This is a genomic window from Bradyrhizobium sp. 33ap4 (assembly GCF_032654765.1).
GTDB lineage: Bacteria > Pseudomonadota > Alphaproteobacteria > Rhizobiales > Xanthobacteraceae > Bradyrhizobium > Bradyrhizobium australafricanum.
In genome coordinates this window covers 38,215-61,693 of sequence record NZ_JAUMTJ010000055.1, presented here as the reverse complement: position 1 = coordinate 61,693, position 23,479 = coordinate 38,215, and the positions used below count along the sequence as shown (strand labels likewise).

Sequence of the window (23,479 nt, the reverse complement as noted above, 5' to 3'; positions counted from 1 at the left end):
CCCAGCCGTCGGAAATCAACCATCTCACCTGACCAGATGGAGCTCCACTATGCCTGAATTTCCCCGGACACCCCTGCCGCAAGCGGGGCGAGGTGACTCCTCACGCCGCCCCGTCGCGGATCGGCGGCTGGAACGACAGCGCGGTATCCCAGGGAAAGTAGATCCAGGTGTCCTGCGACACCTCGGTGATGTAGGTGTCGACCAGCGGCCGGCCCTTCGGCTTGGCGTACACGGTCGCGAAATGCGCATCGGGCAGCAATTGGCGCACCAGCCTGCCGGTCTTGCCGGTATCGACGAGGTCGTCGACGATCAAGAGCCCCTTGCCGGTGCCGCCGCCGAGCTTGGCAGTCTGCTCCGAAATGCCCTTGAGCACTTTCAGGTCGCCCTGCTTGTCGTGGTCGTAGCTGGCGACGCAGACGGTATCGATCACCCGCAAGCCGAGCTCGCGCGCCACGATCGCCGCGGGCACCAGCCCGCCGCGGGTGATCGCGATCACCGCTTGGAACGGGCCGACCTCATTGAGCCGCCAGGTCAGCGCCCGGCAGTCCCGATGGAATTGATCCCACGAGACCGGAAACGGCCTGCCGGCTCGCTCCTGTGCACTCGGTTCGGAATTTCGTTCAGCCATATCGTCTCAACCCGCCGGCTTCTTCTGCGCGGCCTGCACTTGCTTCAGCATCTCCTTCACCGCGATCATCGCCGCGGCGAGCTTTTCCGGATCGCGCGAGCGGACCACGAGATTGGTGTTCGGCTTCTGGTTCTCGTCCTGGAACGGATAGCTGCCGATGATGGTGTCGGGATTGGCTTCCGCGATCGCCCGCAGCGGGCCGCCGATGTCGCCTTCCCGCGCATCGGCCCTGACCGAATCCGACAGCATCCGCACGCCGGACTTCAGGGTCGGCGCCACGATGTCCATCATCGCCTGCATGATGCTGGGGATGCCGGCCATCACGATGACATTGCCGAGCTTGAAGCCCGGCGCCAGGATGGTCGCGCTCTGGATCAGCTCGGCGCCGTCGGGCACCCGGGCCATCCGCAGCCGCGCCTCGTTGAGGTCCTGCTCGCTCCAGCGCTCCCTGAACCGCGCCACCACCTCGGGGTGATGATGGATATCGACCCCGAACGCCTTCGCCACGCTGTCGGCGGTGATGTCGTCATGGGTCGGCCCGATGCCGCCGGTGGTGAACACGTAAGCGTACCTATGCCGCAGCGCATCAAGGGCGGAGACGATGTCGGCCTCGTCATCGGCGACGACGCGGACTTCCTTCAGGTCGATGCCGATGTTGGTCAGGTATTCGGCGATGAAGCCGATGTTCTTGTCCTTGGTCCGGCCGGACAGGATCTCGTCGCCGATCACCAATATCCCCGCCGTGACGATCTCGCTCATGGTCTCATTCCCTAACTTGATCCCCTGACATTGCCGATCCAATGCCTTGATGTCACGGGGTTTTGCCGCCGAATTAAGCAGACCTCAGCCGGTTTTTCGGGCAGGCCTTCCACCTCACCCATAGCAAATGCCGCAAGCCAATGCATATCGCGCTGGCCCGCCCCTTGCTACCATCCCATCAAGTCATGCACTGTGTCACAGGGCTTGGGAGGGCAGTCGGGCTATATGGCAGTCGCGTTCGACGAGATGAATGGCCTCGGCGAGGATCTCCGCCCGGCCTACCAGGAGCTCTCCCGCTGGCTCAAAGAGACGCCGCCGGATGCGCTCGAATATCGACGCCAGGAAGCGGAGCTGCTGTTCCGCCGGATCGGCATCACCTTCGCGGTCTATGGCGATGCCGAGGCCCAGGAGCGGCTGATCCCGTTCGACGTCATCCCCCGCATCATGTCGGCGACCGAATGGACGCTGCTGGAGAAGGGCCTCAAGCAGCGCGTACTCGCGCTCAACATGTTCTTGAAAGACATCTATCACGGCCGCGACATCCTGCGCGCCAACGTCATCCCCGAGGACCTGATCTTCCAGAACCCGGTGTTCCGGCCGGAGATGAACGGCCAGGACGTGCCGCACGACATCTACGTCCACATCGCCGGCATCGACATCATCCGCACCGATCCCGACAATTTCATCGTGCTGGAGGACAATGCGCGCACGCCATCCGGCGTGTCCTACATGCTGGAAAACCGCGAGATCATGATGAGGTTGTTTCCGGACCTGTTCGCGCGGCACCGCGTCGCGCCGGTGGACCGTTATCCGGACGAGCTGCTGTCGGCGCTGCGGTCGGTGGCGCCGCACAGCGCCTCCGCCGAGCCGACAGTCGCGCTGATGACGCCCGGCGTCTACAACTCGGCCTATTACGAGCACTCCTTCCTCGCCGACAAGCTCGGCATCGAACTGGTCGAGGGGCGCGACCTCATCGTCAAGAACGACGAGGTGTTCATGCGCACCACCGAGGGGCTGAAGCGGGTCGACGTGATCTACCGCCGCGTCGACGACGATTTTCTCGATCCCCTCACCTTCCGGCCGGACTCCGCGCTCGGCGTCCCCGGGCTGATGTCGGCCTACGCCGCCGGCAACATCACGCTCGCCAATGCAGTCGGCACCGGCATCGCCGACGACAAGGCGATCTATTCCTACATGCCGGACATCGTAAAATTCTATCTCAGCGAGGAGCCGATCCTGAAGAACGTGCAGACCTGGCGCTGCCGCGAACCGCAGGATCTGTCCTATGTGCTCGACAACCTCGCCGACCTCGTCGTCAAGGAGGTGCACGGCTCGGGCGGCTACGGCATGCTGATCGGCCCCGCCGCCACCAAGGCGACGATCGAGGCGTTCCGCGACAAGCTCAAGCGCGAGCCGGAAGGCTTCATCGCCCAGCCGACGCTGGCGCTGTCGACCTGCCCGACCTGCACCGACAAGGGGCTGGCGCCGCGTCATGTCGACCTCCGCCCGTTCGTGCTGACCGGCTCCAGCCACACCACCATCGTGCCCGGCGGGCTGACCCGCGTCGCGCTAAAGGAAGGCTCGCTCGTCGTCAATTCGAGCCAGGGCGGCGGCACCAAAGACACCTGGATACTGAGTGAGTGATTTGAAGCCAAACGCGCTGCGCGAGCCCTCCCTCCCCCTGCAAGGGGGAGGGTCGGGGTGGGGGTCGGCCGCATACGCCGAATGGAGAGAAAACCCCCACTCGCCGCTGCGCGTCGACTTCCCCCTTTCAGGGGGAGGTGAAACACGTTTCGCCTTGTAGGGACTATCGCATGCTGTCGCGCACCGCCGAAAACCTGTTCTGGCTGGCCCGTTATGTCGAACGCGCCGAATATTTGGCGCGCACCATCGATGCGACGTTGCGCGTCACCGCGCTGCCCGCGGCCTATGTCGGCAAGACCAATGAGTGGGATTCCGCACTGCTCACCGCCGGCGTCGGCGCAAGCTTCTACGATCACTATGAGGAAGCCGACGAGCGGAACGTCATCGAGTATCTCTCCTTCTCGTCGGAAAATCCGTCCTCGATCAAGAACTGCATCGAGGCGGCGCGGCTCAATTCACGCTCGGTACGGACAGCGCTGACGTCGGAGATGTGGGACACCATCAATTCGGCGTGGATCGAGCTGCAGGCGGTCTGGAACAAGGGTCCCGCCAACCGCGAGGAGCTCGCCAAATTCCTGCGCTTCGTACAGGAGACCTCGCTGCGCTTCGACGGCTCGGCCTACCGCACCATGTTGCGCAACGACGCCTACTGGTTCTCGCGGCTCGGGGTCCATCTCGAGCGCGCCGACAATACCGCGCGGATTCTCGACGTGAAGTATCACATGCTGTTACCCGAGGAGGAGCATGTCGGCGGCCCGCTGGATTACTACCAGTGGACCTCGATTCTGCGCTCGGTGTCGGCAACGACCGCCTATCACTGGGTCTACCGGGAAACCCTGAAGCCCTGGCTGATCGCCGACCTGTTGATCCTCAACGATACGCTGCCGCGCTCGCTTGCGAGCTGCTACAGCAACCTCGTGCGCAACCTCGACCAGATCGGCGTCGCCTATGGCCGCCAGGGCGCCTCGCAACGCCATGCCCGCGGCATCAGGAACCGGCTCGAGCACAGCAACATGGACGATATCTTCCAGCACGGCGTGCACGAATTCATCCAGGAGTTCATCGCGGACAACTCACGGCTCGGTGAGATCATCACCAAGCAGTACCTGATCTGACCGGTTTTGAGGCAAAATCTCGTCATGGCCGGGCAAAAGCGCGAAGCGCGTCTTTCGTGACGTAGGTGACCGCCATCGACATCTTGCTTTCGCGGCCGATTAGGAAGAAACACGTGGGTGCCCGGGAAGGGTCCGGGCATGACACTCCTGCCCTGAAAAAACCGATTGAACACCGGTTGAGCCATGCGCCTGCGGATAGCCCACACCACCACCTATCGTTACGAGCCGGCGGCCTCGGGCGTGATCCAGATTCTGCGGATGACGCCCGGCAGCCATGACGGCCAGTATGTCGCGGATTGGCAGATCGACGTCTCGACCGATTCCCGGCTCGACACCCATGAGGACGCCTTCGGCAACGTCACCCATGTGCTGACGCACGGCTCGATCGCCGACCTCACGATCCATTGCGAGGGCCTGATCGAGACCCAGGATACCGGCGGCGTGCTGCGCGGCAGCGACGAGCGGTTTCCGCCGAGCCTGTTCCTGCGTCCCACACCGCTGACCGATCTCAACCCGGCAATGACGGCCATCGTGCGCGAGCTGCGCGCGGAAGCCGGCGCCGACGTGCTCGGTTTCCTGCACGCGCTGATGGTGCAGATCTACGAGCACATGACCTTCGACGAGGACCCGACCAACAGCGCCACCTCGGCCGCCGAGGCGTTCGCGCTGAAGCGCGGCGTCTGCCAGGACTACGCGCACATCCTGATCGCCTGCGCGCGCGCCGGCGGCGTTCCGGCGCGGTTCGTCTCCGGCCACTTCCTGCGCTCCGACGGCATGGTCAACCAGCAGGCCGGCCACGCCTGGGCCGAGGCCTTCGTGCCCGATCTCGGCTGGATCGGCTTCGACGCCGCCAACGGCATCTGCACCACCGACGCCCATGCCCGCGTCGCGATCGGCCTCGACTATCTCGGCGCCGCCCCGGTCCGCGGCACCCGCTATGGCGGCGGCAACGAGACGCTGACGGTCGCGGTCAAGGTCGACCAGGCCGGCCGCCCCGGACAGTGGCAGAGCCAGACGCAGTCGTAGCGCTGATCCCTCTCCGCGTCCGTCATTGCGAGCCAACGGGTCGCGCGAACGCGCGCCCGATGACAGGCTCCGGGAAGCAATCCATCTGATCGCTTGCGGAGGCATGGATTGCTTCGCCGCTTCGCTCCTCGCAATGTCCGCAGGGGTGCTATGATCGCTGCTTCAAACCACACCAGCGGGACAAGCAATGGCCACCGTAAAACTGCTTTCCGACGACGAGCTCTCGGCGGAAGCACGCGCCGTCTTCGACGACATCCGCAAGACGCGGAACTCGGACTTCGTCAACAATTTCTGGCGCGCGCTGGCGCATGATCCGAAGACCCTGCGGCGGACCTGGGAGAGCATCAAGGAGGTGATGGCACCCGGCGCACTCGACCCGAAGGTCAAGGAGATGCTCTACGTCGCCGTCTCGGTGGCCCACGGCTGCAGCTATTGCATTCACTCGCACACCGCGAGCGCCCGCGCCAAGGGCATGACCGACGCCGAATATCAGGAAATGCTGGCAATCGTCGGCATGGCCGCCGAGACCAACCGGCTGGTCACGGCGCTCGGCGTGCCGGTCGACGAGGCCTTCCTCGTCGATGCACCTGCGGGACGAAGCCAGGAGCCGTGACGCTCCTGCCTGTCTCGCGGATGAGTGATGTCACGAAATGCGCTCAACGTCGGATTTGAGGACAACCAGGAAACGGGCAGCTTCGCCGCCCGTCACCACCCGATGATCGAAGGTCAGCGATAGCGGCAGCGTGCGTCGGACCGCAACCTGCCCCCGAAGCGCGACCACGCGCTCCGAAATCCGCCCGGCGCCGACGATCGCCGTCTGCGGCGGCACGATGATGAGATTGGCAAACCGGCCTCCGATCATTCCGAAGTTCGACAACGTGATCGTCGCACCGCGCAGTTCCTCCGGGGGTATCGCGCGCGCGATTGCGTCGGCTCGCAGACGGTCGAGTCCGGCCCGCAGGTCCGACACGCTCCGCTCCGCGACATTGCGCAGCACGGGAACGATCAGGCCGCCGCCGGTGTCGACGGCGATGCCGAGATCGATGCGCTCGATCAGGCGCCGTTCTCCCGTATCGGAATGATACCAGGCATTGAGCGCGGGCTCTGCCTTGCAGGCAGCGGCGATCGCCCGCGCCAGGCGGATTGTCACGTCCTCGCCCTGCCGCCAATCGTCGATGTCGGCCTCATCGGTGACCGTCGCGGGGACGATTTCCGCATGCGCTGCCGTCATGCGTTGGGCCATCGCGCGGCGCAAGCCGCGCAGCGGCTCGGCGGGTCCGCTGTGAGACATCCGCTTCGCCGCCCTCTCAACATCGGCCCGCGTGATGGTGCCGCCGGGCCCGGTCGCCTCGACGAGATCGAGCGCGACGTCAAGCTTGCGCGCAAGGGCGCGCACTGCCGGAAACACTTGGGCTCCCTGCCCGCTGGGCGGCGAAGCAGTTGCTGGCGCCGGCCGTTGCTCGCCGGTGTCGAGTTCGCCCACAATCGTGCCGGTGTCCTGCCCGGCGTCCTCGGCAAACTCGACGAGCGGCGCGCCGACCTTCACGATATCGCCCTTGGCACCGAACAGGCGCGCGATGCGTCCGCTCGACGGCGCCGGTATCTCGACCACCGCCTTGTCGGTCTCGACCGAAACGAGCGGCTGATCGGTCACGACGTGATCGCCCTCGTTGACGTACCAAGTGACGATCTCGGCTTCTTCAAGACCTTCACCAAGGTCCGGCAACGTGAACTGGCGCATGGCACAAGGTCCGTCGGTGTTCAGTTGTACTGTTGCGCCTTTCGGGCTGCGGTCACGATGCGTCCGACCGACGGCATGTAGCGTTGCTCGAGGCGGGCCATCGGAATGATCGTGTCGTAGCCGGTGACGCGGGTCACGGGTGCGAGCAGCGAGGACAGTCCGCGCTCGGCGATCATGGCCGCGATCTCCGCCCCAAATCCGCCGGTGTGCGCGGCCTCGTGCACGATGACGCAGCGCCCGGTCTTTGTGACCGACCTGAGCACGGTGTTTTCATCGTAGGGCTTGAGCGTGGCGAGGTCGATAACCTCGGCAGCGATGCCCCCGTCGGCGAGCGCGTCCGCTGCGGCCATCGTTTCCTTCAGCATCGCACCCCAGCTGATCAGCGTGACGTCGCGACCTTCCCTCTCGACAAAGGCGCGATCCATCGGCAAGGCTTCGCCGTTGTCCTCGACCTCGCCTTTCACGGCGCGGTACAACCGCGTCGGCTCCAGGAACACCACCGGATCGGGATCGCGGATCGCGGCGAGGAGAAGTCCATAGGCGCGCTCCGGCGACGAAGGCACCACGACACGCAAGCCCGGAATGTGGGCCAGCATCGCCTCGGTGCTTTCGGAATGATGCTCGGGCGCGCGAATGCCGGCACCATGCGGCGTCCGCAGGACCATCGGACAAGTGAGCCGTCCCTGGGTACGGTTGCGCAGCCGTGATGCGTGGTTCACCAGCTGATCGAGACAGGGATAAATAAATCCCATGAACTGGATTTCGCCCACGGGCTTCAGTCCCTGCGCGGCCATACCGACGCAAAGCCCGCTGATCAGGAGTTCGGCAAGCGGCGTATCGAGGACGCGCTCCGGACCGAAGCGCTCCTGCAAGCCGACGGTCGCGCGGAAGACGCCGCCATTGACGCCGACATCCTCGCCGAGCACGACCACATCGGGATCATCCGCCATCGCGCGGCCGAGCGCCAGATTGATGGCTTCGACCAACGTGAGTTCAAGCATCGTCCTCTCCTGCAAGTTCGCGACGCTGCGCGGCATACGCCTCGGGCAGATCGGCATAGAGGTTGTCGAACATGGTTTCTGCTCGGCGTGGCGGCGTCTTCAGATAGCGCTCCACCGCCGCCTCGATGCGCTCATGGCACTCGGCGGCAAGCCGCTCCTCATCCGCCTTGGTCCACATCTTCTGACCCACAAGATAGGACCGGAGGCGCGCGATCGGCTCTTCCTTCCAATGCGCCTGGACTTCTTCGGCCGAACGATAGCGCAATGCATCATCTGACGTCGTGTGATCGCCGAGCCGATAGGTGACCGCTTCGATGAAGTGAGGGCCCTTGCCGTCGCGGGCAGTGGCAATGGCCTCCTCGGCCGCGGCACGCATCGCCACCACGTCACTCCCGTCCACCTGCTCGCCGCTGAACCCGGCGCCGATGGCCTTCTGCGCCAGCGTCTCGGAACCCGTCTGCAGACGCAACGGCACCGATATGGCCCATTGATTGTTGGTGGCGACGAACACGAGCGGCAATTTGTGAACGCCGGCGAAATTCATGGCCTCGTAGACATCGCCTTTCGAGGTGGCGCCGTCGCCGAACATGCAGACGGCCACGCGCGGCTCCTTGCGCAACTTCAGGGCGTAGGCAACGCCGGCGGCATGCGGCGCCTGTGATCCGACGGGAACGCAGAACGGGAAATCGTGCACCGGACCGGAGAATTGATTGCCGCGTTCATCGCCGCCCCAGAACAGCAGGATCTCCTCCAGCGCGACGCCACGCCAGAGCAACGCGCCGTTGTCGCGATAGGAGGGCAACAGAACGTCATCCTCCCGCATCGCACTCGCAATCCCGACCGACACCGCCTCCTGGCCGAGCGAAATGGCATAGGTTCCCAGCCGACCGGTGCGCTGCAATGCAACAGCCTTTCGGTCGAACAGACGCAAGAGCACCATCGACCGGTAAAGTTCGACCAGCAGCTTGGCATCGGTGGCGAAGGCAGGAAGCGGCCGCTCTATCGAGCCATCGGGCGCGAGGTAATTGCGGCGGCGCACCTCAAAGCGCGCAATGACGGGGAGCTCTTCGTTTGCTCTTTTGCTGGCCACGCGCTCATTCCTGGAGCGGTTCTGCCTCCCACATTCAGTTATTTGGTGTTAGGGCCGCGACGATGCAATACCGTGGCAGCATCGCTCTTGGCGCACGCGTCAGCGGCCGGGTCGTGATGATCGATCGACAGGATCCGTGGAACGGCGCCGCGACTGCGGTATAAGAGAGCATGGCAAATGGTCAGGTTGTCCTCGTAACAACTGCGCCGTTGGACGGCGGCCCGCCTGTTCGCTCGGTCTTCTTCGTGGCTGAAGGAGACGCGGCAAAGGCCACGGCAATTATTGCGGACATGATGGCCCCGAATGAAACGGTCGAAGCGTGGGGGCCGCTTCCCGAAGCAGCTGTCAAGGCGCTCGGGTTGAAACCCGGTGACTACACCCACAGCTGACTTGCATCGGATAGCTGCCCGGCGCGCGAAGGTCTGCGGCCGCATCCTTGCGCAGAGGGTGTGATCTTGACGCGGCGCCCTCGCTTACGCGAGGCCACCGCGGTCCCGATCACAACGCGGGGAGCCCTCTTTCTCGAGCAAGGGACATGGCGTAATCTGCAGCGAGCTGCCCTTGGACGGGACGGGCCGACGTCGCCGTTTGAAGGAACGGGCAGCGGTCAGGCCGTCGGCAGGCATCGCAGTCTGAAAGCAGCGCCTGCCTTATGTGGCGCTCCCTCAACTTCAACATGAAGCAGGTTGGCCTGCCGCGCGCGCGGCAGACAAGGGCAGTGCTCAACCCTTGGAGGACGACATGGCGACATTCATATTGAGGATCGACTGGACCGACCAGGGAATTCGTAATGTCAAGGAAGCTCCCAAGCGCAGCCGAGCGGCGAAAGAACTCGCCAAGACTCTCGGTGTCGAAATCAAGGAGGTCTATCTCACCTCCGGCGAGCATGACATCCTTCTCCTCGCCGAAGCACCGCTCGGCGACAACATCACAAAGCTCGCGCTTGCCCTCAGCTCTCTGGGAAACATACGCACTTGCACCTCACGGGCCTGGCCGGAGGCGGAGTGGACCAAGCTGATATCCGAGCTCCCGTAGCTACGTCGGATATCCCGATGGATCTCTGCGCGGCCTGACTGACGGGCGCCGTCGCAGACTTGCCCCGGCGATCGGCGCGGGAGTGCGCGCATGCGCAGGACCAGCCGCGGCTTTGGTCGTGTGAATAAATAAGGATACGAAGCGCACGAGGGCAACGGCACACGTCGTCGCCGGCGGGCCACCACGCGCTACTTATCCAGCCAGACATCCTCGAAGCGCAGATTGTTGTACTGGCTGTTGTCGTGCGGATGGAAATTCTTCACGTAGGGCTGCCAGCAATTGCCGGCCGATGAGTGCAGGATAACCGGCCGCGCGGCGTCGTCGACCAGCAGGTGCTCGATGTCGAACACGATCTTGCGGCGCTTGTCCTTGTCGACCTCGCGCGACTGCGCCGCCAGCAGCTTGTCGACCTCGGCGTTGCAATACTGGGTGTAGTTGCGCTCGGAGTTGCAGGAATAGTTCTCGACCAGATTGCCGTCGGGATCGTCGACGCTGACGCCGGTGACATTGAGGCCGATGGTGTAGTCCTTGCGCTGCAGCCGCGAGTACCAGCGCGGCGTGTCCAGAATGTCGAGCTCGGCCGTGATATAGATCTTCTTGAGCTGGTCGGCGAGGATCACCGCCGGGTCGCGATAGGTCGGCAGGTTCCGGGTCTGGATCTTGATCGACAGCGGCTTGGCGTCGCTGTAGCCGAGCTTCTGCATGATCGCCTGCGCCTCGGCGAGGTTCTTCCCGGTATCGGGACCGTAACCCATCAGCGTCGACAGGATCTCCGGCGGCATGCCCCACTCGCCTTCGGGCTTGGCCTGCATCGCGCCCCCGAGCCGCCCGCTGCCTTCGAACAGGATGCTGTTGAAGGCCTTCCGATCCAGCGCCAGCGACATCGCCTTGCGGATATCCGGATTGTCGAACGGCGGATTGACGCGGTTGACCAGAAGATTGATCTGCAGATTGGTCGACGTCATCTCGCAGATCGCGTTCGGCGCCCGCGCCTTGACGTCCTTCATCAGGGGAATGCTGACGTCGGACGGAAACGTGATGTCGTAGTCGCCGGTCGCGAACGCCAGCATGCGGGTGGCGCGGCTATCGATCGAGCGCACCGTGATCTCGTCGAGATACGGCCGGTCCTTCTTGAAGTAATCGGGGTTACGGACCAGACGGATAGAGTCGCCGCGCCGGAACTCGACGAACTTGAACGGCCCGGTGCCGACCGGCTTGGTGCGCATCACCTGCTGCGGCACGTGGCAGGGATAGACAACCGAGAAGGCGCTGGCGAGCAGCGCCAGCAGGCCGGGCTGCGGCTCGGTCAGCTCGAAGGTCGCCTCATCGTCGCCATTGATGCTGACATCCCTCAGCTTCGAGTACCAGACCTTGCGCGGATTGCGCTTGAAGTCCGGTGTTTTGACGTCTTGGGTCTCGCTCTTGCCGATCAGCATCCGCCAGGTGCACTGCACGTCCCTGGCCGTGAACGGCTGACCGTCATGCCACTTCACGCCGTGCCGCAGCTTGAAGGTAAGCTTTGTGTTGGTCTGGTCCCACGACCAGCTCTCGGCGAGATCGGGGATCACGGTGTCGATGCTTTCGTGCACCTTGGCCGGATCGAACACCACGAGGTTGTTGAAGACGGCCGCGAACGGCATCACCGAGGCGATGGTGGATTCCTCGAGCAGCGAGGTCGAGGGCGGGTTGTCGTTGTGAAGTCGGATCGTAGCCATGTCGTTCTGTGAGCCAAGGAGTTGAGTGTTATAGTTGTCTTCCTAAGACCGCTTGGCCTCCGACTTCATTCCCGCCTCCCGAAATTTCTTGTTGTCGTCGGTTGCAGGCAGTCGAGCACAACACCCCGCCCCCCGCAACGACGCAAGGCGAAGATCATTGCCGGCTGCGCGCCACGCAGAGCGAGACCGGAATGCTCGCGACCTCGATGGCCGGAACAGGGCACCCGGACGGACCACCGCCGGGACCGGCGGCCCCGACCCGTGCGACCGGCCATCGCACGTCCCGTCACGGGGAATTGGGGTTGGATGCATCCCCGAAATTGGCTACTAGTTTCCCGCCGAGAAACTCGGACCGTCTGAGGGCTTTAAATGACCTATTGCTGCGGAATTCTGGTGCGCGACGGGCTCGTCATGATCGCCGATACCCGCACCAATGCCGGCCTCGACAACGTCTCGACCTTCCGCAAGCTGCACATCTTCGAAAAGCCTGGCGACCGCATCATGGCGATCGCCAGCGCCGGGAATCTCGCGATCAGCCAGTCGGTGCTGTCGACCCTGACCGAGGGCATGGAAAATCCGGACACCGGCGAGCTCGAGACGCTGATGAACGCCCCGACCATGTTCCAGGCGGCGCAGCGGATCGGCCGCGCCATCCGCTCCGTGCACGCCACCGAGGGCGACGCGCTGCGCGCCGAGGACATCTCCTTCGACGTCTCGTTCCTGTTCGGCGGCCAGATCAAGGGCTCGCGGATGCGCCTGTTCATGGTCTACACCGCCGGCAACTTCATCGAGTGCACCACCGACACGCCGTACCTGCAGATCGGCGAGCACAAATACGGCAAGCCGGTGCTCGACCGCGCCATGCATTACGACGTCGAGCTCTACGAGGCGCTGAAGACCGGGCTGATCTCGATGGATTCGACGATGCGCTCCAACCTCGGCGTCGGCCTGCCGATCGACGTGCTGGTGGTGCGCACGGACGCCTGCGAGGCCGACCTCAACCACCGCATCGAGGCCGGCGAGCCCTATTTCCACGACCTGCGCTCACGCTGGTCGGCGGCGCTGCGCGCGGCGCACCAGAACATTCCACGGCCCCCCTACAAGAACGAAACCGAAGCAAAAACCAAGTAAGAGGAAACTCGGATGACTGAGGCAACCAGCAAGATCGCACTCGTGACCGGCGCCGGCACCGGCGTCGGACGCGCCGCGTCGCTCGCTTTGATGGACAAGGGCTACACCGTGGTGCTCGCCGGGCGCCGCATGGAGATGCTGGAAGAGACCGCCAAGCTCGGCCCCGCCGGCAAGAGCCTGTGCGTTTCGGCCGACATGGCCCATCCGGCCGCGATCGCAGCCCTGTTCGACAAGGTGAAGGCGACCTATGGCCGGCTCGACGTTCTCTTCAACAACGCCGGCATGGGCGCGCCGCCGGTGAACTTCGAGGATCTGCCGCTCGAGCAGTGGCAGGCGGTGGTCAACACCAACCTCACCGCGCCGTTCCTGTGCACCCAGCACGCCTTCCGCATCATGAAGGACCAGAAGCCGCGCGGCGGCCGCATCATCAACAACGGCTCGATCTCGGCGCATGCGCCGCGGCCGTTCTCGGCCGCCTACACCTCGACCAAGCACGCCATCACCGGCCTCACCAAGTCGTCCAACCTCGACGGCCGCATGTATGACATCGCGGTCGGCCAGGTCGATATCGGCAATGCCGCGACCCCGATGACCGACCGCATGGTCAACGGCCCCGGCGTGCTGCAGCCGGACGGCACCACCAAGCACGAGCCGCGCATGGACGCCAAGGCGGTCGGCGACGCCGTGGCCTACATGGCCGGCCTGCCGCTCGACGCCAACGTGTTGTTCATGACGGTCATGGCGACCAAGATGCCGTTCGTCGGCCGGGGCTGATCTTCTCCTCCCTGCTTGCGGCAGGACCCTCACGACGCCCGGCCGGGCTTGTCCCGGCCGGCCGTCGCCGGGCGCGCCGCCAAATTATCGAAAACAACCCCATGCAAAGGAGCCGGCAGCTGCCGGCGTTCGACACGGCAACTTGACACGTCGGGCAAATCAGCGATACTTTTCCATTATTCCGAAATCCTGCAAGTGGCCTCGCTCCGGGGGCTATCACATCCGTTGCAGCCGGAGCCGATTCCGTCATTGCGAGGAGCGTCAGCGACGAAGCAATCCATATCTCGGCATGCGGTGAGATGGATTGCTTCGCTTCGCTCGCAATGACGGGTGGAGCGAAAGCCCCTACTCCAGCTTCTCGACGTCCCGCAGCGTCGGGAACAGCTTCATCCAGAGCAGCGCGACCGCGACCGTGGCGACGCCGCCAAGCACGGCCGACGGCACGGTGCCGAGCAGCGCCGCGGTGACGCCGCTCTCGAACTGCCCGAGCTGGTTGGACGCGTTGATGAACAGGAAGTTCACCGCGCCGACGCGGCCGCGCATCTCATCGGGGGTGGCGAGCTGCACCAGCGAGAAGCGGATCACGACGCTGATCGTGTCCGCAGCGCCGAGCACCGCGAGCGCCAGCGCCGACAGCCACAGCCAGTGCGACAGCGCGAACACCACCGTCGCGACGCCGAACACGATCACCGCCTGGAACATGCGCATGCCGACGCGGCGGTTGATGGTGTGCCGCGCCAGCACCATCGTCATGAGCAGCGCACCGACCGCGGGCGCGGCGCGCAGGATGCCGAGGCCGAGCGGGCCGGCTTGCAGGATATCGCGCGCATAGATCGGCAGCAGCGCGGTGACGCCGCCGAACAGCACCGCGAACAGGTCGAGCGAGATGGTGCCGAGGATCGCCGGATTGCTGCGAACGAAGGTAACGCCGGCAAACAGGTCGTCCGACGCCCCGCCGTTCTTCACCGGCGCCTGCTGCAGCCGGCCGATGCCGCCGGTGAGCAGCGCGCCGAACAGCCAGAACACCATCATGATGCCGTAGGGCGCGCCCGGCATCAGGGCATAGGCGAAGCCGCCGAGCGCGGGTCCGGTGATGGTCGCGACCTGCGCCGCGCCGCTCGAGATCGCGGTCGCCCGCTGCAGCGAGCCTTGCGGCGCGATCAGCGGCAACAGCGCGGCGGTGGCCGGACTCTCGAACGCGCCGGCGATCCCGAGCACAAAGGTCGCGACGAAGATCTGGATCTCGGAGATGGTACCGGCAAAGGTGCTTCCGGCGAGAAACAATGCGGTCAGCGCCTCCGCGATCCGGCAGGCCTGCACCACGCGCTTGCGCTCGAAGCGGTCGGCGGCGTGGCCGGCGACGAACACCAAGAGTGCCGTCGGCAGAAACTGCACCAGTCCGACCATGCCGAGGTCGAACGCGCTGCCGGTCAGATCATAGATCTGCCAGCCGATCGCCACCGCGCCGATCTGGCTGGAGAAGCGCGACAGGCTGCGCGACGACAAGAAGAACAGGAAGGGTCTGTGGCCGAGCAGATCGCGGGCGCCGGCCGGCGTGGCGGAGGACATGGATGATTGCGTGGCCGAGCGCCTGCAACTTGTCAATGGATACGAGATGAACGCGCAACAGCATTGCGCTGCGCGAGGCCCCTGCCCATAATCCCGCGAGAGTTCTTGGGGGCATGATGCTGCAGTTGCAATCGGCGTTCGGCGTGGTGGCGTTGCTCTTGATCGCCTGGGCGCTGAGCGAGAATCGCCTGAAGGTGTCGCTGCGCCAGGCGGCGATCGGGCTTGTCGTCACGATCGTCACGGCTCTGGTGCTGATCAAGGTGCCGCTGGTGACGCAGGCCTTCGGCGCGATCAATGACGCCGTCGGCACCATCGCCGCCGCGACGCGCGCCGGCACTGCCTTCGTGTTCGGCTATGTCGGCGGCGGCCCGGCGCCGTTCGATCCCAAGGCGCCCGGCTCGGATTTCATCCTCGCCTTCCAGGCGCTGCCGATCGTGCTTGTGATGAGCGTGCTGACGACGCTGTTGTTCTATTGGCGCGTGCTGCCGCCTGTCGTGCGCGGCATGGCCTGGATCCTGGAGCGCACGCTCGGCGTCGGCGGCGCGGTCGGGCTCTCGACCGCGGCCAATATCTTCCTCGGCATGGTGGAAGCGCCGCTCTTCATCCGCCCCTATCTCGCACAGCTGACGCGCTCCGAATTGTTTCTGGTGATGACCGGCGGCATGGCCGGGATCGCCGGCACGGTGCTGGTGCTGTATGCCACGCTGCTCGCGCCGCTGATCCCGGATGCGGCCGCGCATTTCGTCATCGCCTCGGTGCTCGGCGCGCCGGCCGCAATTTTGGTGAGCCTGATCATGGTGCCGGAGACGTTGGACAAGCGCACCGGCGGATCGCTCGACAATCCCGATATCCAGGTGTCGTCGACGATGGACGCCATCGTGAAGGGCACGGCCGCCGGGCTCGAGCTCTTGATGAACATCATCGCGATGCTGCTGGTGCTGGTCGCGCTGGTGTATCTGGCGAACGCGATCATCGGCCTGCTGCCGGAGATCGGCGGCGCGAAAATCTCGCTGCAGCGCCTGCTCGGCTACGTCATGGCGCCGGTGTGCTGGCTGATGGGCCTGCCCTGGCCGCAGGCGATCACGGCGGGAAGCCTGATGGGCACCAAGACCGTGCTGAACGAGCTGATCGCCTATGTCGACCTGTCGAAGCTCGGCCCCGACGCGCTCGATCCGCGCTCGCGGCTGATCATGCTCTACGCGATGTGCGGCTTTGCCAACTTCGCGAGCCTCGGCATCATGATCGGCGGCCTCGGCATCATGGCGCCCGAGCGGCGCGACGAGATCAACGCGCTCGGGCTGAAGTCGATCGTCTCGGGCACGCTGACGACCTGCCTGATGGGCGCGATCGTGGGGATGCTGACGCAGCCGTAGTCGCAGTAGCCCGGATGGAGCCAACGGGTCGCGCGAACGCGCGCCCGATGACAGGCTCCGCGCAATCCGAGGCGGTGCTGACGCGGTGAAGCTTCCTGTCAAGCGGATTATTGTTGGGCCGGCCGGCGGCGCGGACGCACGTAGCCGCGCATTGAGCCGTCGCTTGCAATAACGCGATGACAGGGGATCGATGGGTCGTCATTCGTGCGCATTATGGCACCAACCGCGCGTGCAGCCTTCGGATTGCCGGCTTTAGCAGCGACAGCTTTGTACGTCATAGCCTTCCCCTTTGGGATCTTGCGCACGATGTCGCGGACCTTATCTGAAAAGGTTTTCATAGATCGAGTGTAGCAGATTTCTCAGAGGGTTTTCGCCATTTTACTTGCGGTTGGACGAGCGCGTCGCGTTGGCACGGAAGATTCGACCGGACGTGCCGGTGTTTAGTTTCGAAGTGCGCGCCGCCGTCTTAACATTGCGGGGCAGCTATTGGCCCCTAGCGTCGTTTGCCGCGCAGTGCCGGCGTGGACGCAAACGGAGCATTGCGGACATCGACCGGCGGCTCCGCCCGATGCGATTCGACGTGAATGACCCGCTGTGGACATTGCCATACTTCTGAGGTGACTTTATCCGCTGACCCCCATAGTTCAGCCGAGGAGAATTGTCGGGTCTCGCGAGGACCGGAATGGATGTCAGAGTTCGCCTTAGCCGAAACCAGATATGCTCTGAGCGGCGAGGTCAATATCGCCTGTCAAGTGATGGGTGAAGGACCTATCGACATCATCATGGTTCTTGGTGGGTTCTCGCGCGTCGATTTTCAGCCAGCCTTTGCGCGTGTCACTACATTCGACAAAAGGGGCGACGGACTATCCGACCGGATTCCGATGCTCCTTCCCTTGAGCAACGTATGGACGACGTTCGCGCCATCATGGATACAACAATTGGCGCATCACAAGCGGTGATCATGGGAATTCCGAAGGCAGCGCGATGAGCGCACTGTTTGCAGCCACCTATCCTGCGCGGGTATCGCGGCTGGTGATTTTCGGCGGCTTCCGGGTCGCGAGCAGTTGGCGAATGTGATCCAACACGGGGCGATAATTCAGCTTCTTCGCTGCCTGCGGGCCTTCCTCGCAAAGGTCACCCGCGAGCGCGAGGACCTTGCCGACCGTCGCGCCCAGCATTGTCTTCACAGTTGGGTAGTTGCTCCGTATCCACGCAGAAAGAGCAAACCCAGAGCCGGTGGGGCCGCCTACGTCGATCAGGGCGACTTCGATACAGTGATTCCCGCCTTCGAGGCATTCACGTGCCTCATCGTGTTGAGTTGCTTCCATCACGCGATAGCCGCACTCACGAAGGTACTCCGCCAGCGGATGGCGCACGAGCACGTCCTGCTCGACGATCAATACAGTTGTTGCTTGCATGCTTACTACAGCGCCGGGCCGAGCATCTCCGCGATCAGCATCGCGATCTGCTTGGGATCGTGGGGCTTGCTGATGAACCTACCTACGCGGCTCGCTGCGCTCTCCAATTCTGTGCTTCCAGAGGCAACGAGGATAAGGAGCATCGGTTGCATGACGCGGATCTTCCCAGCCAACTCCAGACCATCAAGGGTTCCGGGCATCCGGATATCGGTTATCAGCGCGTCAATCCGCTCGCCTGATGAGATGTAGTCCATCGCGTCATCGGCGGTCCTCGCCTCAATAACCTCAAACCCCGCGCCTCGAAGCTGCTCAGCTACGTCAAATCGGATGAACCATTCGTCCTCCACGAACAAAACCCTGATCCGTTCGCTCTTTTGCTGCGCTTGGGGGACCATCGTTGGCTCCTCGGATGCTGGTCAGCCAATTACAGAGGGGCACAACGTTCCAAGCCATTGAGTTCTTTTGCTAATTTGGCGTCATGGCGGGAACATTCTCGGCCGACCGCCGACCTACAGCGGCGGTTGATGACTGCTTATGGCCCGTTGCGACAGCTCGTTATGCCCATCTCGTCGTTGCTCTGTTGACATCAGGGTTTCGTGGGCCATTGTTCCCGATTCCAATGTTTGCTTTGTTGATCGCCATGGGCACTGTTCGAGAAGTAAAAGGCGATTTTCCGCGGGCTGAGGGCGAAGCTGCCGCACTCATCCGGTCTTTCGACTGGTCCAGCACCAGCTTGGGACCAATCGTTGGGTGGCCAACGCACCTCAGGAGCGCGGTGAGCCTTATGCTGCCCGCCAAAGCACAAATCGTGCTGTTTTGGGGAGCCGAATTTGTCGCTCTCTACAACGACGCCTATGCTCCTACGATAGGTCAAAAGCATCCAAAGGCACTTGGGCGACCAGCACGCGATAATTGGGCCGAGCTGTGGGACGATTTAGGACCGCTTCTCAGGCGCGTCCTCGACACCGGCGAAACAGTCTTCGCGAAGGACCGCCCCTTCTACATTGAGCGGCACGGCTACCCAGAGACAGTTTATTTCGACATCTCGTATTCTCCAGTTCAGAACGAGGCTGGCGAAACTGGCGGTGTACTCTGCATCGTTAGTGAGACGACCGAACGTGTAATTGCGCAAGAACGCCAACGGTTGCTCGCTCGGGAAGCAAACCATCGCGTAAAGAACATGTTTGCCGTTTTCCACGGCATCATAAGTCTGAGCGCTCGGTCAGCCAGAACTCCGCAAGAGATGGCTCAATCGTTACGAGGCCGTCTCGACGCTCTAATGCAGGCCAAGGACCTAATCCGTCCTGGAATCATGGGTACGGAGGCGCATAGCGAGCGAACGACGGTGGGAGACGTGGTGCGAACGGTCTTGCGGCCGTATGAAGATGACGCGTCCAGCGAACGCATCATGGTAAGAGGACCAACTGTCCCCGTGGGTGCTATGGCCGTTACAAGCCTCGCACTCGCGCTGCATGAAACCACTACGAATGCGGCCAAGTATGGGGCGTTGTCGGAACCAACCGGTTCAATAAACATCGCATGGGACACGCAAGGTGGGGACTTGCATCTTGAATGGGAGGAGACAGGCGGCCCAGTGATTGTTGCTGCGCCTTCGGCAAAGGGTTTTGGGAGTGTGCTTGCGGAGCGCAGCATTGCCGCTCAACTGGGCGGCAAGGTGGAATATGATTGGTTACCGAGCGGGCTCAGGTTAAGGGTTTCGATTCCTTTGGATCGTCTTGCAGTCTGATTGCGGGGATAGTCTGTTTCGGGCTACTTGACGCCGCTCCTCCAATAGCGCCGACAGAATAACTGTTGGTGGTCTCATTCACTTTGGAACGTCGGCAGTTGGCCCATCGCGACATCTTGCGTTGCCGCACGAACTTGGTCGCTATCGGGACAAAGCGGACGAAGAGAGTCACGCCGACGGTTTTATGGGTACACGGCCTACCTACTAGGAAATCGCCATGCCCGGGCTCGACCCGGACATCCATCGACCAGGAGAATCTTTCGAAGCGAGCTGGATGGCCGGGTCAAGCCCGGCCATGACGGCCGCGAAAAAGCCTAAGCCTTCAACTCCACCGTCTTGAACTCGGCCGGCAGGATCACCTCCAGCAGTTCGACGTCGTCGGAATAGTCCAGGATCATGTGCCGGATGCGTGGCGGCTGGGTCCAGGCGCTGCCTTGCTGCATCAGCGTCTCGCCCTCGCCTTCCATGTAGGTCTTCACCCAGCCCTTGAGCACATAGACCATCTGGAAGTCGACATCGTGGAAGTGCAGCTTCGACACTTCATCGGGATTGCACGGTCCCTGCAGCCGGATGACGTGCGCCTGGGCGAGACCATGCGACGCGGCTGATATGCCGAGGTCGCGGTACTTGGCGTAGGCGCGCAGCCCGTCGGCCTTGAAGTCCTCTTCGCGGTGATGGCTGATCGCGACGCGCTGCTTCGGCCGCGCCTTGGTCGCAGCTTTCGGCGCGCTCTTCTTGGCCGCCGAGACGCGGCCTTTCGACTTGATGGTCTTGCGCGCGGACGATTTCGCGGACGTCTTCTTGGCGCCTGCGCCAAGCCCCGACCATTTCTTCTTCACCGCGGTCTTGGCTGCCGATCTTGATGCCGTCTTCTTGGCCATTGTTTCGCCTCCCGTCTTTTTGTGAGGAGAGAGGCTAACACAAGTCGCGCGCCGCGAGGCGAGCAAAGGCGCAGAGCCGCGCCCTGCTACGTTTGCTGATCAATGCAGCCGGAACACGCCGTCGACGGCACGCAGCTCGGCCGGCTTAACCAGCTTGGAATGCGCCACCGTCACCGAAAACAGCGGGCCTTCGAGCTTCGCCTGCCAGAACGCGAGGAAATCCTGCAGCGCCGGAAATTTCGGAAACAGGTCGTAGTTCTGCCAGACATAGGTCTGCAGCAACGAGGGGTGATCCGGCATCCGATAGAGGATTTGCGCCGTCGTCAGCCCGTACCCCAGCAACTGCTTCCGGAAATCGTCGGAAACAACCCCACCAACTCGCGAGACCATGCCAACCTCCTGTGACGGAGCGCATTCACGTGGTGGCCGACCTCCCCCGCCGGACCACCGGCAATGGATGCGCTCACATGAGAGAAATGTGACGCACGCGACTAACCCATCTCAAGCCTAAATGTTTAATAGGTTGTTGAAATTTCTTGCGTTGGCAGCAGCTTACCGCATCTGCTAATAGCCCCGGCAACCCCTCTTGGGCGGCATTAAGGATGCCGAAATGATCTCGGCATCCTCTTGGCAGGCGGCACTCACGAGTGCCAATTTTTCTGCTAGAGGCACTTGCCCGCCGCCAAGGCTTGGCCTATCTCCTGCCCAACCAGTCTGGCACTCGCTGGACTGGACTGCTAACTCTCCAAAAATCTACAGTATCTACAAATGTTTAGGAGGACTGCATGAAATTCCGTCCGCTTCACGACCGCGTCGTGGTTAAGCGTATCGACGCCGAAGAGAAGACTGCTGGCGGCATCATCATTCCGGACAGTGCCAAGGAAAAGCCCTCCCAGGGCGAAGTCATCGCCGTTGGCCCGGGCGGCCGCGATGAAGCTGGCAAGCTGATCCCGATCGACGTCAAGGTCGGCGACCGCGTCCTGTTCGGCAAGTGGTCGGGCACCGAGGTCAAGATCGACGGCGAAGACCTGCTGATCATGAAGGAAAGCGACATCATGGGCGTGCTCGACGTCCCCGCTTCCAAGAAGAAGGCGGCCTAAGCGCCTCCCTCCCTCCCAGGTTAAATCTCTCAAGGAAAAACTCAGATGGCAGCTAAAGAAGTCAAATTCTCCGTCGAGGCGCGCGACAAGATGCTGCGCGGCGTCGACGTTCTCGCCAACGCGGTGAAGGTCACCCTCGGTCCGAAGGGCCGCAACGTGGTGCTCGAGAAGTCGTTCGGCGCGCCCCGCATCACCAAGGACGGCGTCACCGTCGCCAAGGAGATCGAGCTCGACGACAAGTTCGAGAACATGGGCGCCCAGATGGTGCGCGAAGTCGCCTCCAAGTCCGCTGACGCGGCCGGCGACGGCACCACCACGGCGACCGTGCTCGCCCAGGCGATCGTGAAGGAAGGCGCCAAGTCGGTCGCCGCCGGCATGAACCCGATGGATCTGAAGCGCGGTATCGACCTCGCGGTCGAAGCCGTCGTTGCGGACCTCCAGAAGAACTCGAAGAAGGTCACCTCGAACGAGGAGATCGCCCAGGTCGGCACCATTTCGGCCAACGGCGATGCCGAGATCGGCAAGTTCCTCGCCGACGCCATGAAGAAGGTCGGCAACGAGGGCGTGATCACGGTCGAGGAAGCCAAGTCTCTCGAGACCGAGCTCGACGTCGTCGAGGGCATGCAGTTCGACCGCGGCTACATCTCGCCCTACTTCGTCACCAACGCCGACAAGATGCGCGTTGAGATGGACGACGCCTACATCCTGATCAACGAGAAGAAGCTCTCCTCGCTGAACGAGCTGCTGCCGCTGCTCGAGGCCGTGGTGCAGACCGGCAAGCCGCTGGTCATCGTCGCCGAGGACGTCGAAGGCGAAGCTCTCGCCACTCTCGTCGTCAACCGCCTGCGTGGCGGCCTGAAGGTCGCGGCCGTCAAGGCTCCGGGCTTCGGCGATCGCCGCAAGGCCATGCTGCAGGACATCGCGATCCTGACCGGCGGCCAGGCCATCTCGGAAGACCTCGGCATCAAGCTCGAGAACGTCACGCTGCAGATGCTCGGTCGCGCCAAGAAGGTGATGATCGACAAGGAGAACACCACGATCGTCAACGGCGCCGGCAAGAAGGCCGACATCGACGCCCGCGTTGCCCAGATCAAGGCGCAGATCGAGGAAACCACCTCGGACTACGACCGTGAGAAGCTGCAGGAGCGTCTCGCCAAGCTCGCAGGCGGCGTCGCGGTGATCCGCGTCGGCGGCGCGACCGAAGTCGAGGTGAAGGAGCGCAAGGATCGCGTTGATGACGCGATGCATGCGACCCGTGCGGCTGTCGAGGAAGGCATCGTCCCGGGCGGCGGCGTCGCCCTGCTCCGTGCCTCCGAGCAGCTCAAGGGCCTGCGCACTAAGAACGACGACCAGAAGACCGGCGTCGAGATCGTGCGCAAGGCGCTGTCGGCTCCCGCTCGCCAGATCGCGATCAACGCCGGTGAAGACGGTTCGGTCATCGTCGGCAAGATCCTGGAGAACAAGACCTACAACTACGGCTTCGACTCCCAGACCGGCGACTATGCCGACCTCGTCAAGAAGGGCATCATCGACCCGACCAAGGTCGTGCGCACCGCGATCCAGAACGCTGCCTCGGTTGCCGCGCTCCTGATCACCACGGAAGCGATGGTTGCCGAGCTGCCGAAGAAGAACGCCGGCGGCCCCGCGATGCCTCCGGGCGGCGGCATGGGCGGCATGGACTTCTAAGCGACGAAGTCGTCCCGGACGCGGTGCAGCGCGAAGCGGTGCACCG

At 63.5% G+C, this 23,479-nt stretch carries 25 protein-coding genes; 13 read left to right on the top strand and 12 right to left on the bottom strand.

The features are described from left to right. Positions 1-100: 100 nt before the first annotated feature. Both gpt and Q2M23_RS33220 read right to left on the bottom strand, forming a co-directional pair. Positions 101-628, bottom strand: coding sequence for a xanthine phosphoribosyltransferase (gene gpt, locus Q2M23_RS33225; protein WP_057019092.1), 528 nt, complete (start codon positions 626-628; stop codon positions 101-103). Between the two features lie 6 nt (positions 629-634). Continuing rightward, on the bottom strand, positions 635-1,387 hold the full coding sequence (locus Q2M23_RS33220) for a competence/damage-inducible protein A (RefSeq protein WP_057019093.1): 753 nt from the start codon (positions 1,385-1,387) through the stop codon (positions 635-637). A 225-nt stretch (positions 1,388-1,612) separates the two neighbouring features. Here Q2M23_RS33220 and Q2M23_RS33215 point away from each other — a divergent pair, with 225 nt between their 5' ends. The 4 genes from Q2M23_RS33215 (at position 1,613) to Q2M23_RS33200 (ending at position 5,785) form a co-directional block, all read left to right on the top strand. Continuing rightward, complete coding sequence (locus Q2M23_RS33215; protein WP_168856780.1) at positions 1,613-3,031, top strand: circularly permuted type 2 ATP-grasp protein; 1,419 nt, start codon at positions 1,613-1,615, stop codon at positions 3,029-3,031. 170 nt (positions 3,032-3,201) lie between these two features. Beyond that, entirely contained in the window at positions 3,202-4,146 is a 945-nt protein-coding gene (locus Q2M23_RS33210; RefSeq protein WP_016846373.1) for an alpha-E domain-containing protein, read from the top strand. A 183-nt stretch (positions 4,147-4,329) separates the two neighbouring features. Then, positions 4,330-5,172, top strand: coding sequence for a transglutaminase domain-containing protein (locus Q2M23_RS33205; protein ID WP_168858053.1), 843 nt, complete (start codon positions 4,330-4,332; stop codon positions 5,170-5,172). A gap of 187 nt (positions 5,173-5,359) precedes the next feature. Next, positions 5,360-5,785, top strand: coding sequence for a carboxymuconolactone decarboxylase family protein (locus tag Q2M23_RS33200; protein WP_076830207.1), 426 nt, complete (start codon positions 5,360-5,362; stop codon positions 5,783-5,785). Between the two features lie 30 nt (positions 5,786-5,815). Here Q2M23_RS33200 and Q2M23_RS33195 read toward each other — a convergent pair whose 3' ends face one another. From Q2M23_RS33195 to pdhA, 3 genes are read right to left on the bottom strand one after another with little or no spacing between them, the layout of a single operon-like run. Further along, positions 5,816-6,913, bottom strand: coding sequence for a dihydrolipoamide acetyltransferase family protein (locus tag Q2M23_RS33195; protein ID WP_057019098.1), 1,098 nt, complete (start codon positions 6,911-6,913; stop codon positions 5,816-5,818). 20 nt (positions 6,914-6,933) lie between these two features. After that, entirely contained in the window at positions 6,934-7,914 is a 981-nt protein-coding gene (locus Q2M23_RS33190; RefSeq protein WP_316398310.1) for an alpha-ketoacid dehydrogenase subunit beta, read from the bottom strand. Then, positions 7,907-8,953 carry a pyruvate dehydrogenase (acetyl-transferring) E1 component subunit alpha gene (pdhA, locus tag Q2M23_RS33185; protein WP_082653940.1) on the bottom strand — a complete coding sequence of 349 codons (1,047 nt, stop codon included), beginning with the start codon at positions 8,951-8,953 and terminating at the stop codon, positions 7,907-7,909. Before pdhA ends, Q2M23_RS33190 begins: the two co-directional genes overlap by 8 nt. Positions 8,954-9,174: 221 nt before the next feature. Here pdhA and Q2M23_RS33180 point away from each other — a divergent pair, with 221 nt between their 5' ends. Together Q2M23_RS33180 and Q2M23_RS33175 are read left to right on the top strand one after the other, a co-directional pair. Continuing rightward, positions 9,175-9,393 (top strand): hypothetical protein, encoded by a 219-nt coding sequence (locus Q2M23_RS33180; RefSeq protein WP_057019099.1) that lies wholly within the window; start codon positions 9,175-9,177, stop codon positions 9,391-9,393. 352 nt (positions 9,394-9,745) lie between these two features. Then, a complete protein-coding gene (locus tag Q2M23_RS33175) occupies positions 9,746-10,039 on the top strand; it encodes a GYD domain-containing protein (RefSeq protein ID WP_026192964.1) in 294 nt (97 codons plus the stop codon). Positions 10,040-10,227: 188 nt separating this feature from the next. Here the strand turns inward: Q2M23_RS33175 and Q2M23_RS33170 are convergent, their stop codons facing one another. Continuing rightward, positions 10,228-11,754, bottom strand: coding sequence for an ABC transporter substrate-binding protein (locus tag Q2M23_RS33170; RefSeq protein WP_316398309.1), 1,527 nt, complete (start codon positions 11,752-11,754; stop codon positions 10,228-10,230). A gap of 369 nt (positions 11,755-12,123) precedes the next feature. On the opposite strand from Q2M23_RS33170, the gene Q2M23_RS33165 reads away from it, so the two are divergent. Together Q2M23_RS33165 and Q2M23_RS33160 are read left to right on the top strand one after the other, a co-directional pair. Next, complete coding sequence (locus Q2M23_RS33165; protein WP_057019101.1) at positions 12,124-12,885, top strand: hypothetical protein; 762 nt, start codon at positions 12,124-12,126, stop codon at positions 12,883-12,885. Between the two features lie 12 nt (positions 12,886-12,897). Next, positions 12,898-13,659, top strand: a complete 762-nt coding sequence (locus tag Q2M23_RS33160) for an SDR family oxidoreductase (RefSeq protein WP_316398308.1) — start codon at positions 12,898-12,900, stop codon at positions 13,657-13,659. A 345-nt stretch (positions 13,660-14,004) separates the two neighbouring features. Here Q2M23_RS33160 and Q2M23_RS33155 read toward each other — a convergent pair whose 3' ends face one another. Further along, entirely contained in the window at positions 14,005-15,228 is a 1,224-nt protein-coding gene (locus Q2M23_RS33155; RefSeq protein WP_316398307.1) for an MFS transporter, read from the bottom strand. A gap of 116 nt (positions 15,229-15,344) precedes the next feature. On the opposite strand from Q2M23_RS33155, the gene Q2M23_RS33150 reads away from it, so the two are divergent. Further along, positions 15,345-16,601 (top strand): NupC/NupG family nucleoside CNT transporter, encoded by a 1,257-nt coding sequence (locus Q2M23_RS33150; protein WP_316398311.1) that lies wholly within the window; start codon positions 15,345-15,347, stop codon positions 16,599-16,601. 107 nt (positions 16,602-16,708) lie between these two features. On the opposite strand, the gene Q2M23_RS44170 is transcribed toward Q2M23_RS33150, so the two are convergent. Further along, positions 16,709-16,939 carry an MGMT family protein gene (locus Q2M23_RS44170; RefSeq protein WP_076830218.1) on the bottom strand — a complete coding sequence of 77 codons (231 nt, stop codon included), beginning with the start codon at positions 16,937-16,939 and terminating at the stop codon, positions 16,709-16,711. A 348-nt stretch (positions 16,940-17,287) separates the two neighbouring features. Here Q2M23_RS44170 and Q2M23_RS33145 point away from each other — a divergent pair, with 348 nt between their 5' ends. After that, positions 17,288-17,560 carry a hypothetical protein gene (locus Q2M23_RS33145; protein WP_316398306.1) on the top strand — a complete coding sequence of 91 codons (273 nt, stop codon included), beginning with the start codon at positions 17,288-17,290 and terminating at the stop codon, positions 17,558-17,560. Positions 17,561-17,608: 48 nt separating this feature from the next. On the opposite strand, the gene Q2M23_RS33140 is transcribed toward Q2M23_RS33145, so the two are convergent. Next, on the bottom strand, positions 17,609-18,019 hold the full coding sequence (locus Q2M23_RS33140; protein WP_316398305.1) for a response regulator: 411 nt from the start codon (positions 18,017-18,019) through the stop codon (positions 17,609-17,611). A gap of 5 nt (positions 18,020-18,024) precedes the next feature. Continuing rightward, complete coding sequence (locus Q2M23_RS33135; protein WP_316398304.1) at positions 18,025-18,414, bottom strand: response regulator; 390 nt, start codon at positions 18,412-18,414, stop codon at positions 18,025-18,027. A gap of 389 nt (positions 18,415-18,803) precedes the next feature. Between Q2M23_RS33135 and Q2M23_RS33130 the strand changes: the two genes are divergently transcribed. Beyond that, positions 18,804-19,766: an HWE histidine kinase domain-containing protein gene (locus Q2M23_RS33130; RefSeq protein ID WP_316398303.1), complete on the top strand. Its 963-nt coding sequence runs from the start codon at positions 18,804-18,806 to the stop codon at positions 19,764-19,766. A 314-nt stretch (positions 19,767-20,080) separates the two neighbouring features. Here the strand turns inward: Q2M23_RS33130 and Q2M23_RS33125 are convergent, their stop codons facing one another. Both Q2M23_RS33125 and Q2M23_RS33120 read right to left on the bottom strand, forming a co-directional pair. Next, on the bottom strand, positions 20,081-20,647 hold the full coding sequence (locus Q2M23_RS33125) for a cupin domain-containing protein (protein ID WP_057019108.1): 567 nt from the start codon (positions 20,645-20,647) through the stop codon (positions 20,081-20,083). 99 nt (positions 20,648-20,746) lie between these two features. After that, positions 20,747-21,037, bottom strand: coding sequence for an usg protein (locus Q2M23_RS33120; RefSeq protein WP_026192965.1), 291 nt, complete (start codon positions 21,035-21,037; stop codon positions 20,747-20,749). Between the two features lie 395 nt (positions 21,038-21,432). Between Q2M23_RS33120 and groES the strand changes: the two genes are divergently transcribed. Together groES and groL are read left to right on the top strand one after the other, a co-directional pair. Beyond that, positions 21,433-21,747 (top strand): co-chaperone GroES, encoded by a 315-nt coding sequence (gene groES, locus Q2M23_RS33115; RefSeq protein ID WP_021077770.1) that lies wholly within the window; start codon positions 21,433-21,435, stop codon positions 21,745-21,747. Positions 21,748-21,792: 45 nt separating this feature from the next. Further along, on the top strand, positions 21,793-23,433 hold the full coding sequence (groL, locus tag Q2M23_RS33110; RefSeq protein ID WP_076830236.1) for a chaperonin GroEL: 1,641 nt from the start codon (positions 21,793-21,795) through the stop codon (positions 23,431-23,433). Positions 23,434-23,479 lie beyond the last annotated feature (46 nt).